17 protein-coding genes are annotated in these 16,449 nt (G+C 46.4%); 12 read left to right on the top strand and 5 right to left on the bottom strand.

Annotated features, from left to right (window positions below; all coding sequences use genetic code 11):
• Positions 1-126: 126 nt before the first annotated feature.
• The 5 genes from yycF to ACWGXJ_RS25020 are packed head-to-tail and all read left to right on the top strand — an operon-like array spanning position 127 to position 5,617.
• Positions 127-858, top strand: a complete 732-nt coding sequence (yycF, locus tag ACWGXJ_RS25040) for a response regulator YycF (protein ID WP_023991124.1) — start codon at positions 127-129, stop codon at positions 856-858.
• Positions 855-2,684, top strand: a complete 1,830-nt coding sequence (gene walK / locus ACWGXJ_RS25035; protein WP_039272088.1) for a cell wall metabolism sensor histidine kinase WalK — start codon at positions 855-857, stop codon at positions 2,682-2,684. The genes yycF and walK overlap by 4 nt, the downstream gene beginning before the upstream one ends.
• Positions 2,681-4,021 (top strand): YycH family regulatory protein, encoded by a 1,341-nt coding sequence (locus tag ACWGXJ_RS25030; RefSeq protein WP_452567834.1) that lies wholly within the window; start codon positions 2,681-2,683, stop codon positions 4,019-4,021. Before walK ends, ACWGXJ_RS25030 begins: the two co-directional genes overlap by 4 nt.
• An 18-nt stretch (positions 4,022-4,039) precedes the next feature.
• Positions 4,040-4,804: a two-component system regulatory protein YycI gene (gene yycI / locus ACWGXJ_RS25025; RefSeq protein ID WP_028540969.1), complete on the top strand. Its 765-nt coding sequence runs from the start codon at positions 4,040-4,042 to the stop codon at positions 4,802-4,804.
• Between the two features lie 6 nt (positions 4,805-4,810).
• On the top strand, positions 4,811-5,617 hold the full coding sequence (locus ACWGXJ_RS25020) for an MBL fold metallo-hydrolase (RefSeq protein WP_023991120.1): 807 nt from the start codon (positions 4,811-4,813) through the stop codon (positions 5,615-5,617).
• Here ACWGXJ_RS25020 and ACWGXJ_RS25015 read toward each other — a convergent pair.
• Entirely contained in the window at positions 5,586-5,792 is a 207-nt protein-coding gene (locus tag ACWGXJ_RS25015; protein WP_452567956.1) for a hypothetical protein, read from the bottom strand. The two genes, ACWGXJ_RS25020 and ACWGXJ_RS25015, sit on opposite strands and share 32 nt — an antisense overlap.
• A 503-nt stretch (positions 5,793-6,295) precedes the next feature.
• Between ACWGXJ_RS25015 and ACWGXJ_RS25010 the strand changes: the two genes are divergently transcribed.
• A complete protein-coding gene (locus tag ACWGXJ_RS25010) occupies positions 6,296-7,531 on the top strand; it encodes a S1C family serine protease (protein ID WP_452567833.1) in 1,236 nt (411 codons plus the stop codon).
• Positions 7,532-7,617: 86 nt separating this feature from the next.
• On the opposite strand, the gene ACWGXJ_RS25005 is transcribed toward ACWGXJ_RS25010, so the two are convergent.
• The gene (locus ACWGXJ_RS25005) at positions 7,618-9,339 is read right to left on the bottom strand and encodes a cellulase family glycosylhydrolase (protein WP_452567832.1); all 1,722 of its coding nucleotides are present in this window, start codon (positions 9,337-9,339) and stop codon (positions 7,618-7,620) included.
• A gap of 233 nt (positions 9,340-9,572) precedes the next feature.
• Here ACWGXJ_RS25005 and ACWGXJ_RS25000 point away from each other — a divergent pair, with 233 nt between their 5' ends.
• From ACWGXJ_RS25000 to ACWGXJ_RS24985, 4 genes are all read left to right on the top strand, one after another.
• Positions 9,573-10,337, top strand: a complete 765-nt coding sequence (locus ACWGXJ_RS25000; RefSeq protein ID WP_452567831.1) for a class I SAM-dependent methyltransferase — start codon at positions 9,573-9,575, stop codon at positions 10,335-10,337.
• Positions 10,338-10,442: 105 nt separating this feature from the next.
• Entirely contained in the window at positions 10,443-10,610 is a 168-nt protein-coding gene (locus ACWGXJ_RS24995; RefSeq protein WP_013373879.1) for a CxxH/CxxC protein, read from the top strand.
• Positions 10,611-10,721: 111 nt separating this feature from the next.
• On the top strand, positions 10,722-11,657 hold the full coding sequence (locus tag ACWGXJ_RS24990) for an AraC family transcriptional regulator (RefSeq protein ID WP_452567830.1): 936 nt from the start codon (positions 10,722-10,724) through the stop codon (positions 11,655-11,657).
• A gap of 28 nt (positions 11,658-11,685) precedes the next feature.
• The gene (locus ACWGXJ_RS24985; protein WP_452567829.1) at positions 11,686-12,174 is read left to right on the top strand and encodes a DinB family protein; all 489 of its coding nucleotides are present in this window, start codon (positions 11,686-11,688) and stop codon (positions 12,172-12,174) included.
• Between the two features lie 81 nt (positions 12,175-12,255).
• On the opposite strand, the gene ACWGXJ_RS24980 is transcribed toward ACWGXJ_RS24985, so the two are convergent.
• Both ACWGXJ_RS24980 and ACWGXJ_RS24975 read right to left on the bottom strand, forming a co-directional pair.
• A complete protein-coding gene (locus ACWGXJ_RS24980; RefSeq protein ID WP_250267064.1) occupies positions 12,256-12,600 on the bottom strand; it encodes a helix-turn-helix domain-containing protein in 345 nt (114 codons plus the stop codon).
• A gap of 63 nt (positions 12,601-12,663) precedes the next feature.
• Complete coding sequence (locus ACWGXJ_RS24975) at positions 12,664-13,008, bottom strand: helix-turn-helix domain-containing protein (protein WP_452567828.1); 345 nt, start codon at positions 13,006-13,008, stop codon at positions 12,664-12,666.
• A 165-nt stretch (positions 13,009-13,173) separates the two neighbouring features.
• Between ACWGXJ_RS24975 and ACWGXJ_RS24970 the strand changes: the two genes are divergently transcribed.
• On the top strand, positions 13,174-14,025 hold the full coding sequence (locus tag ACWGXJ_RS24970; RefSeq protein ID WP_452567827.1) for a DNA-binding protein: 852 nt from the start codon (positions 13,174-13,176) through the stop codon (positions 14,023-14,025).
• A 161-nt stretch (positions 14,026-14,186) separates the two neighbouring features.
• Positions 14,187-14,666, top strand: coding sequence for a 23S rRNA (pseudouridine(1915)-N(3))-methyltransferase RlmH (rlmH, locus tag ACWGXJ_RS24965; RefSeq protein WP_013312768.1), 480 nt, complete (start codon positions 14,187-14,189; stop codon positions 14,664-14,666).
• Between the two features lie 298 nt (positions 14,667-14,964).
• On the opposite strand, the gene ACWGXJ_RS24960 is transcribed toward rlmH, so the two are convergent.
• On the bottom strand, positions 14,965-16,059 hold the full coding sequence (locus ACWGXJ_RS24960) for a serine/threonine protein kinase (protein ID WP_452567826.1): 1,095 nt from the start codon (positions 16,057-16,059) through the stop codon (positions 14,965-14,967).
• Between the last annotated feature and the right edge of the window lie 390 nt (positions 16,060-16,449).

Below are 16,449 nucleotides of genomic sequence, written 5' to 3'. Positions count from 1 at the left end.
AAGAAAAGGGTCTGGAGAAGTAAGGGAATGGCGCACGGGTATGATAGAATAGAATAAACATCTTATAGGTACTGACAAACGAAAGTTAATTATAGATTATGATCCGTGAAAAGAGGTGAACGCTGTATGCAGGGAACGATTCTAGTAGTGGATGATGAACAGCCCATCGCTGATATTTTGAAATTTAATTTGGAAAAAGAGGGCTACCAGGTGATTTGCGCCTTCGATGGAATCAGCGCAGTGGATATCGCGGTCAAGCAGCAGCCTGACCTGATTCTGCTGGATCTGATGCTGCCGGGCATGGATGGCATGGACGTATGCCGCGAGGTGCGCGGGCATCAGCTCCAGACGCCGATTATTATGCTGACCGCCAAGGACGGCGAAATCGACAAAGTGCTGGGGCTGGAGCTGGGTGCGGACGATTATGTGACAAAGCCGTTCAGCACACGGGAATTGCTGGCACGAGTGAAGGCACAGATGCGCAGACAGCAACGTGGCGGGGCAGGCACGTCGGAAAGCCGACCGCAGGAGGATAAGCAGGGGCTGCGCGTGGGCGACCTCTTTTTTGATACAGATATGTATACAGCTTACAAAAACGGAACACCGCTTGACCTGACGCACCGCGAATATGAGCTATTGCACTATATGGCGAAGAATGCTGGAAAAGTCATGACGCGGGAGCATTTGCTCCAGGCAGTATGGGGCTTCGAATACTACGGGGATGTACGGACAGTAGATGTGACCATTCGGAGGTTGCGCGAGAAGATTGAGGAGAACCCGAGCAAGCCGGAGACCATCCTGACGCGCCGTGGTCTTGGATATATCGTGAGCGGGGGCAAAGGTGGCCTGCGGGCATGAGATGGCTGTCTTTCTTTCGTACCATTCATGCAAAGCTGATTATTATCTATGTGTTGCTTATCTTGGTGGCTATGCAGCTGATTGGGGTCTATTTTGTCAGCTCGATGAAGAACTCTCTCACGAGTAATTTTACGCAGGATTTGCAAGCACGGGCGGAGATGCTGTCCGTGCTGGCGGAGCAGGATCTGAGTGGCAGTGACGGCAAAATGGAAGAAGACAGCGTGGAAAGCCTGCGTGCACGCGTAAATAATTTGTTTGATTTCAGCGGCGCGGAAATTCAGGTGCTGGATGCCAGCGGCAAAGTGTTAATTACTTCCCAAGGTTCACACGCCGATTATGTTGGACGCAAAAATACGCAGACAGTGGTCAGCCGCGCACTCCAAGGTATCCGTGATAACGAGGAATACATGGTGGACGAGGATAATGTCCGCAAGAAGGTCGTCGCCAAGCCCGTCATCAGCCAAGGCAAGATTGTCGGCGCGGTGTACATCGCCGCTTCGATGACCGAGCTCTACGATACGATGAAACGCATTAACAATGTGTTTCTCTCAGGTATGCTCATTGCGCTGGCGCTAACGGCTGTGCTGGGCGTGGTATTGGCCCACACGATTACGCATCCGATTAAGGTGATGACACGTCATGCAACAGAGGTTGCCGAAGGAAAATTTGACCAGCAGATGCCTGTATTTGGGGATGATGAGATCGGCAGGCTCAGCGTGGCCTTTAACTATATGACAGGCCGTCTGCGTGAGGCACTGTCTCAAAATGAAGAGGAGAAGGAGAAGCTCTCCTCCATCTTGACCAATATGAGCGACGGTGTGGTCGCTACTGATGACAACGGCCGGGTCATTCTGGTCAACCGTCGGGCCAGCGCCATGCTGGGCGTGAACGAAAACGAAATGACCGGCAGGCATATCGCGGTACTGCTGGGGATCGACCCGGAGGAAACCGAGGCCCTGTATAGCGGATCTTCGGCCTCCACGCTCTTGCAGCTGGAGCCAGCCGGTCAGGATGAACCTATCGTCATCCGTGTGACATTCACGCCGATTCATCGGCGGGAAATTGGCATTACGGGGACGATTGCCGTGCTCCAGGACGTGACGGAGCAGGAGGAAATGGAGACGACACGGCGGGAATTCGTAGCGAATGTATCACATGAGCTGCGCACTCCGTTGACGACCATCCGCAGCTATGCTGAGGCGCTGGATGACGGCGCGATGGCTGAACCGCAGCTCGCGGAGCGTTTTGTAGGCGTGATCCGCAATGAGACAGAGCGTATGATCCGGTTGGTTACGGATTTGCTGCATCTGTCACGGCTTGATTCCAATGAGGCGCCTTTGCGGATGCAGCCTGCGGATGTGATGGAGATGCTGGACGAAGTCGCAGATCGGTTTTCTTTTCAAATGAAGCAAAAGCACATTCGCTCAGGGATGTTCGTAGAGCAGGGAATCGGTAAGGTCGTGATCGACCGGGACCAAATTGAGCAGGTGTTGGACAACTTGATGTCCAATGCGTTGAAATATACGCCAGATGGCGGGAGTATTCGGATTGAAGCTCGCCGCAACAGTGAGGGAATGCTGTCCATTTCGGTACAAGACACCGGAATTGGTATTCCCAAAAAAGATCTGGACCGGATTTTTGAACGGTTTTATCGTGTAGACAAGGCGAGATCGCGCAATATGGGTGGTACGGGACTGGGACTGTCGATTGCCCGGGAAATTGTAAAGGCGCATGGGGGCCAGATTTTTCTGGAATCGGAATACGGTCAGGGAACCTGTACGACCTTTACGCTACCCATGTCGAGTGAAGGGAGGGAAGCACAGTGAAGGAACGTTTGAAGTCCTGGACGCTTATTTTGCTGGTTGCTTCCAGCCTGGTACAGACTTATTTTTTGATTTACCGCCTTCCAGGCAGTGATTCTGTACTCACTTCAGAAACGAACTATGTCAAAACCGAAAGCATGGGACAGGAGAAAAAGATTGAGAACCTCGTGTTTCCTGATAAAATGCTCATTCACCAAGGCGAGAAGAAGCATACCATTTTTTATCCGGGTGTTACTTTTTACGATTTAATTTATACACGGCTGGAAAGCCGGAGCTTTAACAACTTTCAACGTCGAAGTATTCAATCAGCGGACTGGGCCCAGATTCGCAGCGAAAACGAAGGCATCGAATTATCCTTTTCAGGCGGAGTCCCGGTTTCATTACTGGAGCGGGTCATGCGTCTGACGCCGGATTCGGTGTTTCAGGGAGAGACGATTAACCGCATTTGGATCTATATAGACGAAAGGAATGCCAAGCCGCATGCGCTCTTTTTCAGTGCCAGAGGCGATGTGGTGTATGAGGCAAACCAGTTCGACATGACGGTAGAGGACATTCGGCAGCATGTGAATTTCGGTGAAAATGCCCCGTTGTACGAGCTGGTGGATAATCAGTACTACATTCCCGTGAATGACCTGGAAACTGTGCAGCCTGTGGTGTATGCCGGGTTGTTTACGACGGAGCAAATGCAGCGGAACTTGTTCTTCGATCCAGGGATTACGCGCAATATTCAGGAGAAGGACGGCTCCCAAATTTACACGGACAGCAAGCGCAGTCTGCAAATTAAGCAGGAGCAACGATGGATGAGCTATACCGATCCCAGTGCCCCAGGGGCAAGTGGAAGCAGTCCAATTAGGGATGTACTGGCCGCAGTTGATTTTGTGAATCAGCATGGCGGTTGGGATGCTTCGTACCAAATGAAATTAAGAAGCAGCGATGAAAATCGTACGACTGTGATGTTTCAGCAGTATTATGGTGCTTATCCGGTGCTGGACACACCATCATTCCGCTTTGGTACGATTTCGCTGCAAATCCAGCAAGAAACGGCATCTGTCTATGAACGTTCGCTGCTGTACCTCAAGGGAGGAGAGCAATCCTCGAAGAAGGTTATGCTGCCGGGTGGCGAGCCCTTGAAGAAGCAACTGGAGTCTGTAGCAAAAGGGAAGACAATTCGTGAGCTGACTCCTGTATATCAGCCGGAGCTGACCAATGATGGATTGAAGCTTGCTCCTGAGTGGCACGTTACGCTCAGTGACGGTTCTGTTGCAGAAATTCATGCTGTTCCTGTAACGACAGCATCCAACACAACACAAACGAAGCCAGACCGGGAGACAAAGAGGTGACAGGAAGGGGGAACGGGAATGGATTGGAGCCGCGCCAAAAACGTATTGATCTGTACATTTTTGCTGCTCAATGTGGTATTGGGTTACCAATTGTGGCATGATGCGCAGGAAACGGCAGGGCCGAATCTGGATTTTACTTCATTGGATGAAAATACGCAGCGTTTAATGGAAGAGAAAAGCATTCAGGTGCTGGCTCCGATTCCCGGGGATACCCCGCAGCTGCCTAAACTTTCTTACACATACGTTCATAGTGGAGAAAAGGATGATCGTGTGCAGCTGGTGAAGCCGGTGGACAGCAAACTGGTATTTACCCATGACGCGCTCGTTGAGGCATTGGAGCCACAAATCAAGGATATCGATAACTTTCAGTATGATCCGCTGGATGTTCAGGAGGAATTGGCATCCGGACAAGCAGATGCTTTTGTACTTCATCCGCTGGTTCAGGGCAAATGGCCGCTATTTAATGTGAAGCTGGCTCTGTTTTACAGCAATCAGAAGATTACAGGGTATCGCAAAATTAAGGTCGATCTCCAGCCTTCGGATGAGGCAAAGAAAATGCTGCCTGCGTCCAAAGCACTGGCAAGGCTGATCGATGGCTATTTGCCGCGTGATACGATTGTGAAGGATATTCGGCTCGGTTATTACGGACAGACCTTTAACTCCGATAGCCAGGTGGCTGCCCCCGTGTGGCGGTTTATGCTGGACAACGGGAAAGGTGTGTATTATGTGCAGATGAACGGAGATGTCATTAGTCCAAAGACAGAACATACAGAAGGGTCTTGAACAGATATGGGGATTTCATTTACCGTGCTGTCGAGCGGTTCGACCGGCAACGCTACCGTTGTGCGGAACGAAGACACGACATTGCTCATCGACGCAGGTCTCAGCGCGAAGCGTATTGACGAATTGCTGAAAGAACGCGATCTGAGCGGAGAAGAGTTGGATGGTATTTTGGTCACGCATGAGCATTCTGATCATGTTAAAGGACTAGGCGCCATGGCGCGTAAATATAATTTACCTATATATGCTAACGAGAAGACATGGTTTGCCATCAGCAATGCTGTTGGGCAAATCGCAGACGATAACCGCAGAATATTGGAGACAGGCGCAACGCGGGAATTTGAGTCATTACGCGTGGAGTCTTTTGGCATATCCCATGATGCGGCTGAGCCTGTAGGGTATAGCTTTTATGATGGGGCAGAGAAGCTCAGTGTAGCGACCGATCTCGGCTATGTCAGCGACAAAGTGAAACAGGCGATATCAGACGCGGACGTATTGGTACTGGAGTCTAATCATGATGTGGAAATGCTGCGTATGGGGCGTTATCCGTGGAACATCAAGCGCCGTATTCTCAGTGATATCGGTCATTTATCCAATGAGATGGCGGGTGCGATTCTTAGCGAGCTGCTGACAGGTCGTACGAAGCGAACGTATTTGGCACATTTGAGCCGCGACCACAATATGATGGAACTTGCGAAGTTGACTGTACGTGGGGCGATGGAAGACCGCGGCTGTTTTTACAAGGACAGTGAATTTCGATTGTGCGATACGTACTATGATCGTCCTACACCTTGGGATAAGGTAAGTGAGCCATAAAGCTGTTCAGCTCGGCGGCTTTGCGTTCTACCTCTTCACGGGTCACTACGCCTTTGTCCACCAGTAGTTCAATCAATGTACTTAGCGCCAGTGTATTGCGGTAATGCTCGTCTTTCAAATCCGCAAGCTTGGCAGCCATACGAACTTCATCCATAGCCGAACGATGTGAATTCATCATATATTCCTCCTGTAAAAATATTTTAGAAATGGCGTGCAATGAGCTTGGTTCTGCCTGTGGTTTTGCTGGGTGCTGTGATACAATAAAGCTAACAACGGAAAGCTTTCTGAAGGAAGGCTCTCATCGAAAGTATAGGCAGCTTTAAGCGGACGGGAACAGGCCAGAACGTCTCTATGAGACGATCATTTTGTAATAGAATAGAAGACTTGTTACTATTGTAGTCCATTGGTTTGGAAATCATTCCTCTTTTTTCCTCTATTCGGAGTCAGATTCGGCGTGTATGCTAATTTATGAGATTCGGTTGCTTAGGAAGGCACCATTTGTGGTGATTAATAAGTAGGCCGGAACGATTGGTTGCTGGATTCCGATGATAAGGGATATTCAATCCATTTGAGATGTTCAACGGAGCAGGTTCTCTGTAGCATAGGTTGGCGCAAGCCCGAATAGCCCTAATTTTTTAGTGAGTGTCGGTGCATGACAACGAAGGGGAGAGGATTAGCATGGGCTTGTTTGAGGACGATTTTTATTCAACGAAGGTATCCACACGTGCGGCTAAAAAAATGGCATTTAAGGCGCGCCGTGGAGGACGGGGACGTTGGCCACACAGGAAGCGTGGAGTAAGTCCGGTGCAAGCTGCTGTCATTAGCGGTGCAGTCAGTGCAGTGGTTGCTGTGCTTCTGTTCAGCTTTATTACAGGTCTGCCCTCCACTACAGCGGTAACCGGAGCCAGTCACTATCCCTTGCGGCAAGCAGCGGGTGATCCGTATGACCGGATTGTGCAGGCGGCTGCCAAGGTGCGCCCAGCCGTCGTCAGCATCGTAAACCTGAAAGGGGAAGACGGTAACAGCACGGAACAATCCGCGCTTGGATCGGGTGTCATTTTCCGAGTGAGTTCGGGCAAAGCCTTCATTATGACGAACAACCATGTGATCGAAGGATCGGATGATCTGGATATTGTAACGGTGGACGGTGTCAGAAAAGAGGCAAAGCTGGTCGGAAAGGATCGCATTAGTGATATCGCTGTGCTGGCAGTTGACGATAAAGGCATTAGCACGGTAGCGGATATCGGCGACTCCAGCAAACTTCGTCTAGGCGAGACTGTCATTGCTATTGGCAACCCGCTCGGCTTGGGAGACACACTTACCTCTGGTATTGTGAGCTATACGAATCGAATCATTCCGATTTCCATTAACCAGGATGGCGTGTATGACTGGGAGCAGCATGTCATCCAGACCGATGCGGCGATTAATGAGGGAAACAGCGGCGGCGCGCTGGTCGATCTGGACGGACGTGTGATTGGCATCAATACGATGAAAATCGCTGATACAGGTGTTGAGGGACTTGGTTTCGCCATTCCCGCCAATGAGGTGATGAAGACGGTGGATGAACTGGTTGAGGACGGCAAGATCACCCGCCCTTATCTGGGGGTATACACGGTCGATCTCAATAATGAATATGCACCGCTGGATGAAACTCAGCGCAAGGAGCTCAAGCTGCCGGACAGCGTGAAGAATGGAGCAGTCGTTCTGGAAGCCCACGGTCCTGCCAAGGAAGCTGGCTTGAAGCTGAACGATGTCATTACTGCGTTTGATAGCGAACCGATTAACTCTACGCTTGATTTGCGTCGCTACTTGTACGATAACAAGAAGATTGGCGATGAGCTGAAAGTTACTTTTTACCGGGCAGGCAAGGAAGAATCGGTGACGTTAAAATTAACAGATAAGCCGGAAGGCTAAGGTTTAACTTATAGGCTTAACTATAAAAAGGCGTTCTCCGGCTCATTTCCGGGAACGCCTTTTTCGATTTTTTGCTGCGCCTTAGATTAAGATGTCGTTCCCGTCACACGGGTTCCGCTCTTGGTGATCTTGTATGTCACCACATCGCCGCTCCAGAAGTGGAACTTCAGCGTGACGTCGCCATCTTTTACACTATTAAAAAATTCAGGTAACAGCTTGATACCGTTGGCATCATAGGCAGGGGCAAAGGTATTGCCAAATTCTTTATACGGTGTCCAATCCTGTGGACCGGCATTGCCACCATTCGTATACACGGCTTCCATCGTGGCAAGCTGGCTACCACGGAAGTCCGTTGGAATGGTAAAGGCTTGTGTAGTCCCTTCGACAGCACTTAATTTTGGAGTATCATACACGACTACTTTGAAATTCCAGTCTGCCCCCTTGTTAAACTTAGCGGTAATGACGGCATTCTCCCCATACTTACCGGAGGTGGTCAGGCTGGTGAGCAAGCTGGATTTTAGTGTTAATGTGTCTCCGCTCAGCGTATAGTCGGTGTCCTGTTTCAGTTGCTTACTGCCGGTATGGAGTGATTTCAACTGATTGCCGTTCAGGTTTAGAGTGACCTTGGTGTCCTGAGCAGAGGTGCCTTTCTTCAAGTGAATGAGATCACTAGCTGCATTGGAGGAACGTCCTTTTAGGCTGGACTTAATGACATTAAAGAGTTCAGGGTCAGACCATTTGTACGTTGTCCGGTTCAAGTGCTGGCCGTTATCCCAGAGCATACCTGTTATTTTCTTCTCCTTCATATAATAGGTCAGGAACTCGAAGAATTTCAGCTTTTCGCCCTGTTCAATAACGCCTGTATTTTTATCGAAGCCGAGTAGGCCGTATTCACCGATAATGACCGGGATACCTTTGGCTACAAAGGTGTTATAGACGTTATCAAAGGTTTGAACAATATCGTTCTTGGTATCTTTCTCAAATGTAGTATATCCGGCAATGTTCACACTGAAAGGCCAGAAGCCATAATAGTGGACGGTTGCAATCAGGTTGGGATCGTTCAGCTTGGTTATCGTGTTGTACAGCTCGTTGATTTTGGCCTGAGCAGGTGATGTATCCAAGCCAGGCAGAACAAGGGGGCGAGTGGCATTTTTACCGCCGGAGGCGCGGACGATTTTGTGGAAGGATACATTCAGTTCATGGAGCATCTGATTCATTTTTGCTTCATCCGTAGTCCCTCCTTCGGAGAAACGGGGTTCGTTAATACTTTCAAACATCAGCTTGTTAGGTTGATCTTTAAAGCGCTGGGCAATTTGTGTCCATAACGCGTTATAGCGAGCCAGCACCTCATCATGTTTGGGCTCCATACTGCTTATCCACGTCCATGAATCATGATGGATATTGATCATGACGTACAGATTGGCATCCAGTGCCCAGCGAACAACCTCTTCCACACGGTTCATGTAGGCAGACTCAACGGTATAGTTGGGTGCGCCTCCCATGTGCTTATCCCAGGTGACGGGAATACGAATACTTTTGTATCCTTGGGCAGCAATTTGCTGGATCAACGCCTGGGTAATGCGCGGATTGCCCCAGGCTGTCTCATCCGCCCCGACAGCATCCAGAGAATTTCCTAAATTCCATCCAGGCTGCATGGCTTCTACATACGATTGCATGCTGCTCGCAGCCGCAGTTTGCGGTGCTTGTCCGTCAGATTCGGCAGCAGCGGCAACGGATGCGAACGTAGATAACAATAGGGTGATGGCAAGCGTCAACGACAGCAATGAAACGGGTCTTCGTTTTAACATAACAGGCCCCTTTACAAAGTTATTTTTGAAAGCGCTTTCCAATAAAACACTACCACACTATTTGAATATGGAATACCTGTATAATTCATGTAAAAATCATGTGTTAATTAGATATTTTAATTTTGTAAGCGTTATTATTGAAAAAATACAGAAATGAGTGTAGAATCTATGGCCCTACGTGGATTGTAGTATAGCATCGGATTTGTAAATACAAAAGAAAGAAGGAGATGAATATGAATAAGTGGGACACGGAAGAGGCCATTCGACGCTGGGATATGCATGCAGAAAACTTTACTGCCAAGTACACTGAGGAAGGAGATCGATCTCGTGAAGTACTGCTGAATCCGGCATTGCAAGCTTGTATGGGAACCCTCGGGGGCAAAAAAGTGCTGGATGCCGGCTGTGGCGAAGGTTATCTGAGCCGGAAAATGGTCAAGGCGGGTGCATCGGTGGAAGCCGTCGATTACTCGACAGAGATGCTGAAGCTTGCAAGAGAGCGAACGCCGTCAGCGTTGGGAATTACATACCACCACGGTAATCTGGAGAAGCTGGAGATGTTCGGGAACCAGAGCTTTGATCTGATCGTGTCCAATATGGTCATCCAGGACTTGGCCCATTATGAGCAGGCGATTGCCGAAATGCAGCGGTTATTAGTTCCAGGGGGCCGCTTTATTTTTTCTATTCTGCATCCATGCTTTCAGACACCGCAGAGTGGTTGGGTGAAGGATGAGACAGGAAAAAAGCTGTATTGGAAAGTGGATCAATATTTCAACGAAGGCCCATTGGAGCAAGATATGCCTTATGATCAGGAAGAAAAGTTTTTGTACTTTCACCGTACGCTGGGCAGCTATGTACAGACCATTATTGAGGCAGGCTTACTGTTGGAAGGGATGATCGAACCCAAGCCGTCTGCCGAAATGTTGGAGAAATATCCCCATTTTCACGAAGACCTGAACGTCAGTAATTTCCTCATTTTTAAGACCAAACGTCAGGGATAGTGGGCAAGCACTTTCCTTTCCGCGTCAAGTGTGGTAGAACAAAAGAAGGCAGTTTTGACACACTTACAACAGGAAGAGCTTCAAACGGAAAGGGATGCAACTGGAATGTACGTGGTATGTAAAGAGCATGTGGAACTGGCAATTGATATGTTCGTCGATGAATACGAGGATGCACCGGATGTCGTCGATCTCAAGGAAACGAAATTTTCGGATTGGGACCCTCCAGTGAAGTGCAAGGAATGTGAGAAGAAAGCAGAGTTTTTGGTCGTCTAAAAAACAAGCACGGGCGTTTCGGCAGAAACGTCCTTTTTGTATACCAGGATTTATTACATACATAGAGCTATATTTATTCCCATCACGTGCTGAGACAGGAGTGAACGATGGATGGACCCTTTGCTACATTCCCTATTTCGTCCGCTTCAAGTCAATGGAAGTGATCCCTCCACGTATTATATCGAACAAAAGCCGTCTGCTGCGCTGAAAGCTTACGTGGCCTGTTATTGGGAGTCCGGTCCGGCTAATAGGGTGGTAGAAGAGAATCTAGCAGCTTCGTGCGAAGACACCGCTTTGTTAAGCTTGCCGCAGGAAGAAACCATGGAGCGGGTATTACCTGACGGCTGTACGGATATTCTATTAGAATACGATCCGGTGAGTAAGCGTCAGGAACTCTCGTACTGTGGGACATTTACGCAACCGTTTGTGTCTGCCAGACAAGCAGGGTCCGAGACACGTATTTTTGCCGTTCGATTTTTTCCGGGCGGGGCACATTATTTTCACGGGATGCCGACTCACTTGTTTACAGGCGGTAATTACCGCTTGGAAGATCTCTGGCCCGAAAGCATCGCCGTCATAGGTGAGCGCATTTTGGAAGCACAGAATTTCAATGAACGGGTGCGCATAATGGATGAGTATCTTAACCAGCTTCTGCTGCGCCAACGTACGAACGATTGTGACCTGATGAAAAACCTGCTGCATCGCATCTTTGTGAGCGGTGGGAGTGTGGGGATTAAGGAGCTTGCGGACTGTGAGGCGATCAGTGAAAGGCAGATCAATCGTAAGTTTGGACAATGGATCGGAATCAGCCCTAAAAAGTTCAGTGAAGTCGTCCGCTTCCAGAGCGTTCTTCACAGTATCCAAAGCGGCGGGGGTCTGGATTGGACGGAGCTGGCATTGAAGCACAGCTTTTTCGACCAAGCGCATTTAATCCGTGATTTTCGCAGGTTTTATGGAGATTCTCCGCTTACTGCGGCTAAGGATTTACGGAAGTTGTCCGATTTTTACAATACACGCCTAGAGGCATCGACTATACTCAAAATATAAAGAAGAATGGCAAAGGAGAGATGTGAATATGAGTGGAACGCTGCAAGTTCGAGATCATCTGCTAAATGAGCTGGAGACGGGAGTACGGACGGGGGAAGCATTGATCCGTAAAATACGCCCAGAGGATTGGAACTTTCGTCCGCAAGAAAATTTCCGCTCACTACTGGAGTTAGTACATCACTTTGTACTTATTCCAGCTTCGGATCTTGCGATAATGCAGGAGAAGTCTGAGGGTGAAGTGGGAAGCATTGAAACCAGCCTATCCGGGGTGGAAGATCCCGAGCGCTTGGCTGCGACTTTCAGGCAGAATTTTGAGGCCTATAAGGCTTACATTCTTTCGCTTAGCGAAGACGATTATCTGAACCGTTCGACGAAAGCCTTTTATATGGAGCATGGACATTTGCAGGTTCAATGGCAGATTGAGACTGTGACCCATGTGTTCCATCATCGTTCGCAGATTTATAATTATCTGAAGCAACTGGGACATGAAGTGAGCTTTTTTATGTTGTACGCTTGAGTATGTTTGTGAAGATTTATGGAGGGCACCTGTGCGGTGCTCTTTTTTGGTTTTATTTAAGGCTTTTTAGGATGGCATGACTTACTTGAACGCTCGTGAAACTTCTTTACTAACTCGTCTGAGAATGCCGATTTGCTCCTCATTCAATCTGCTGGTCAACGCAACAAACTCATCTACCGCCTCTTGCCGAATAGTTTCGTCTTTAGTCATATGTTCTTTGGAAAACATTAATTCACTGATAGACACGTTTAAGGCAGTTAACACTTTCTCCAAGGTATCAATCGAAAAGTTTCTTTCGCCACGCTCTACCGATCCAATATATGCATCATCTAATCCTGAAAGTTCCGCAAGTTGTTGCTGTGTTAATCCCTTAGCCTTCCGAATCGTTCTAATTCTTTCTCCAACCGAATTCCGTAATTTTGTCATATTAACCACCTCATAACAAGCTTATGGAAGATGAAGTGTAAAAGTCAGGTAGAAGAGAACTGTTCAATTCTTTTTTTGTTGTAATTCAACTAAACTAACAATATTTTTAGTTATAGTAGTAAGAATTTCGAGCTCTGTTGTTTCTCTTGAATTTATGAGTAACATAAGCTCATTTATGATTTGTTTTCGATCTGTATTTTCATCGAATTGAAAAAGTTCAAAGGGTGGAACTTTTAATGCTAGAATTATTTTTTCCAACGTCTCCAATGAAATATTTCGATCTCCACGTTCTACTCCACCAATATAACTGTAATGAAGTCCTGCTGCTTCTGCTAGTTGTTCCTGTGTCCATCCTTTAGCTTTTCTTAGTTCTCGTATTCGGTTTCCGACACTTTCTGGTAAACTCATGTAATCACCTCCACTTAAGGTTAGAAGAGGAGAGAATATCGTTACAGACCATCTTATACAAAATAAATACACATAAAACTGTACTTTTAAGTACTTTTTATATTGACCTCCTTTTTCTCTTTCTATACAATTGGCTGTAAATGGAAATATAAGGAGGGGCTACTCTTGAGAACTTCTATCCTGGAATCACTCAAACCGGACATCATTGTTGAAATGTTAGAGATGGCTGTGGCTTTTGAAAATTGGAAAAAGGTGATGGAGACGGCGGATATTTTGTACCAATGTGTACAGCGTATTTATGAAGAACGGCAGTATCATAAAGCAATGAAATTATCCATCCCGCATGTCAATTTAGAACGTCCGTTGGTATATTATTTTGGATTCAGTCACCTGATGTGTGGAATGGCTCACCAGAACCAGGGTGCATATGAGCAGGCAAGGGAGTGCATCTATAAGTATGTTGAGCTAGGGTGGATGGAGGATTTAGAGGAAGAAGACAATCAGGTTGTCGAGGAGTTCAAGTTTTTAGCTAAGACTAATTTATATGCAGTAGATATTTTATCTGGAAATATAGAGCTTGTCGAGGAATACGTAGCCTTTTTGCAGGATAATCTAGAGGAAATATTACCGGGGCTGAATACCATATTACAGGCAGCGCTTATGTATCATTTGGATGTGGGGGATATTTTACATACGTTTGCAGAGCAGATTGATGAATTCGGGAGTTATGAAGACGCAGAGAACATATCTTACTATTATAGCTACTGCTATCACTTGGCTTTGTACTATCGGAATTGTGGCAGATTACAGGATGCAGTGGGACTTACTGTGCGGGCGATGCAACTAGCAGATCAGTCGGGCAATGATGGTCAATTTAAGAAATGTACAGCATTGTTCGAATCATTGCGTGAGTCAGCGACAGCGGAACAAATCAGCCAATATCGGCAGCTACTAATGCAGTGTCTTGATGAATACGAAACGGATAGACATTTCACTGTGAAGAGCATAAATGAATGATCCGCTATAATCTGAACAGGGAATAGGCTCGTAGTGGAGAGGAAATAGATAGGTAAGAGACGTTTCAGGTGCTAAAATAACTATGTTAAAGGTATCTTTTCGTGTTAGGGATCGTAAATACGATTTTACATTATCATTCGACATAGATAGGGGTTTGGAAATTGTTTATTCAACTTATAGGTGTTGGCAAGTTAAAAGAGAAGTATTTGGTCATGGGCATTCAGGAATACGCTAAACGGCTGGGGCCATACATCAAGTTCCAAATGATCGAGGTAGCCGATGAAAAGGCTCCCGATACACTGAGCGAGGCGGAGGTTCGACAGGTCAAGGAACGAGAGGGCGAGCGTATTCTTGCTCATGTGAAAAGTGAGGCACATGTGATTGTACTCGCCATCGACGGCAAATTGTGGAGCTCGGAAGAACTCGCAGAGGAACTGGACAAGCTCGGCACCTACGGTACAAGCCATGTTGTCTTCGTCATTGGCGGCAGTCATGGTCTCTCTGACGAAGTCCTTCGCCGTGCTCAGCAGAAGCTGAGCTTCGGAAGGATGACCTTGCCACATCAGCTGATGCGATTGGTGCTGGTGGAACAGATTTATCGGGCAGTGAAGATTAATCGAGGGGAGCCGTATCATAAGTAGGGCGAATTTATGCTAAATTGAATGTAGTCTATATTTGGTATGAAATAACTCCCAAAATACAAACAGACAACCTGTTTATTGTTTTTCTATTTGTGTTACCCAAATGCTAAGTGATACTAATTGGTGTTTGTTAATTCCTGTGTGTAACAATAGAACGCTACGGTCACTCTTGGCTGACATTCGCCCTACAGATGATACGAAGAACCGTATCATCTGTAAAGGCAAGTTTATTTGGCAGGGTAAAACATCTGGAAAGTCGGCGATGCCAAAGTTTACCCCACTTATTCTCTGATGGATTTTATAGTGTTAAAGCTTCTGGCTTGGTTGGTGTACCTGATGAACTTTTCTTGGTGATACTAAACTTTGTGATTCCGGATAACAGTAATTGGAAACCCTCTGAAAGGCACTCGTTGAAGTCTGGAAAATTAAAATAGCTAGTGTCTACGTGGGCTAAATCTTCCTCGCTGAACTCAGTGATCTCACAGATGATATCAATAATTTTCTTGCTTTCATCCTGCACAGACATAATCATGGAGTATGTACCGATGAGTTCGTTAGATAAAACATCATTAACTTCCCAAAGAACTGGTCTGTCAGTAGATTTTTTTGATAACAATTTAAGTATTACACTAGATAAATCATCGGAAATAATGTTGTTCAGCAGTTTCGGCGATTTAGGCTCTGTATGTAGGTGACAATTCATTTGAGCAAGCGCTGGAACATTAAACGGGACTTCTCCAGTAAATAGTTCAAATAGAGTTGCACCTAATTGATATTTATCAATACCACTTGAATGTTTTTTACCAGTCCATTGTTCTGGTGACGCATAAGGTGCAGATTTAAAATGATTTACACTATGAGCTCTGGTAGCAGCATCAATAAACCTTGCTAGCCCAAAATCGCCTACTTTGGTTATTCCATATTTAGATAGAAAAACATTAGATGGTTTTATGTCTCTATGTAGAATATTTTTATCATGGGAATACTTAATAGCTCTACAAAGTTCCCATGCAATTAGTAGACATAGGCGATAATATGTCTCGGAGTCTAATTTTGATTTATAATTACCAATAAATTCGCTTGCTGTCATACCTTCAACATACTCCATAACAATAAAATCATATGGAATGAGGTTGCCTGACATTTTCCCGAAGTCTAAGATTGTTACCACATTAGGATGCCCAATTAAACTAGCACCAAGTTTAGCTTCATCTTGAAATATAGTTGAAGCTTGAGGATTATCTCGAATAAATCGTTCCTTTACTGTCTTAATTGCTACTTTCCGATCAAGCCTAAGATCAATTGCCTCCCAAACCTGTCCCATTCCCCCGTCGGTATCAATTATTCTAGTAATCTGATACCGTTCATTAATAATTTCTCCTACGTTTAACATAATTCTAGCTCCTCTGTTTTTTAGTAGCATCATACCAGAATTTTCTACAAGATTATAGTGTTAGTGGAGCGATAACATAAACCAAAGTATTTGTGCAAAGCCGTCTATTCAGAATTTCAAATGGACATTTAAACGTTGCTTCAAGAGGATTACAATTATCCTTTTGGTTTTGCTCTATAGAAGATACGCTGAACCTTCACAAATGACGCAAATTGTTCATCTTAACTGCGTACAGGGTTGTGGAAGCTACTGCTGTATATATAGTTAGTCCTGAAATGTTAAGCGAGTGAGTACGTTCTGAAGAATGGTTTCCGGCTGTGTGGAAGCACCATGTGCACGCCAAGCCATGAATCCGTCCGGCTGATAGTATTTTCGAAGATGAAGTGTAAT

The organism is Paenibacillus sp. S33 (genome assembly GCF_053615415.1).
The sequence above is the reverse complement of the archived record's forward strand: the minus strand, read 5'-3'. Positions and strand labels throughout refer to the sequence as shown.

Bases quoted from the DNA above. Each gene is read 5' to 3' on its own strand.
- ACWGXJ_RS25005 (WP_452567832.1), bottom strand. From the start codon at position 9,339: ATGTTAAAACGAAGACCCGTTTCATTGCTGTCGTTGACGCTTGCCATC.
- ACWGXJ_RS24985 (WP_452567829.1), top strand. From the start codon at position 11,686: ATGAGTGGAACGCTGCAAGTTCGAGATCATCTGCTAAATGAGCTGGAG.
- ACWGXJ_RS25010 (WP_452567833.1), top strand. From the start codon at position 6,296: ATGGGCTTGTTTGAGGACGATTTTTATTCAACGAAGGTATCCACACGT.
- yycF (WP_023991124.1), top strand. From the start codon at position 127: ATGCAGGGAACGATTCTAGTAGTGGATGATGAACAGCCCATCGCTGAT.
- ACWGXJ_RS25000 (WP_452567831.1), top strand. From the start codon at position 9,573: ATGAATAAGTGGGACACGGAAGAGGCCATTCGACGCTGGGATATGCAT.
- ACWGXJ_RS24975 (WP_452567828.1), bottom strand. From the start codon at position 13,008: ATGAGTTTACCAGAAAGTGTCGGAAACCGAATACGAGAACTAAGAAAA.
- walK (WP_039272088.1), top strand. From the start codon at position 855: ATGAGATGGCTGTCTTTCTTTCGTACCATTCATGCAAAGCTGATTATT.
- ACWGXJ_RS24960 (WP_452567826.1), bottom strand. From the start codon at position 16,059: ATGTTAAACGTAGGAGAAATTATTAATGAACGGTATCAGATTACTAGA.
- ACWGXJ_RS25015 (WP_452567956.1), bottom strand. From the start codon at position 5,792: ATGAATTCACATCGTTCGGCTATGGATGAAGTTCGTATGGCTGCCAAG.
- ACWGXJ_RS24980 (WP_250267064.1), bottom strand. From the start codon at position 12,600: ATGACAAAATTACGGAATTCGGTTGGAGAAAGAATTAGAACGATTCGG.
- ACWGXJ_RS24990 (WP_452567830.1), top strand. From the start codon at position 10,722: ATGGACCCTTTGCTACATTCCCTATTTCGTCCGCTTCAAGTCAATGGA.
- ACWGXJ_RS24995 (WP_013373879.1), top strand. From the start codon at position 10,443: ATGTACGTGGTATGTAAAGAGCATGTGGAACTGGCAATTGATATGTTC.
- yycI (WP_028540969.1), top strand. From the start codon at position 4,040: ATGGATTGGAGCCGCGCCAAAAACGTATTGATCTGTACATTTTTGCTG.
- ACWGXJ_RS25020 (WP_023991120.1), top strand. From the start codon at position 4,811: ATGGGGATTTCATTTACCGTGCTGTCGAGCGGTTCGACCGGCAACGCT.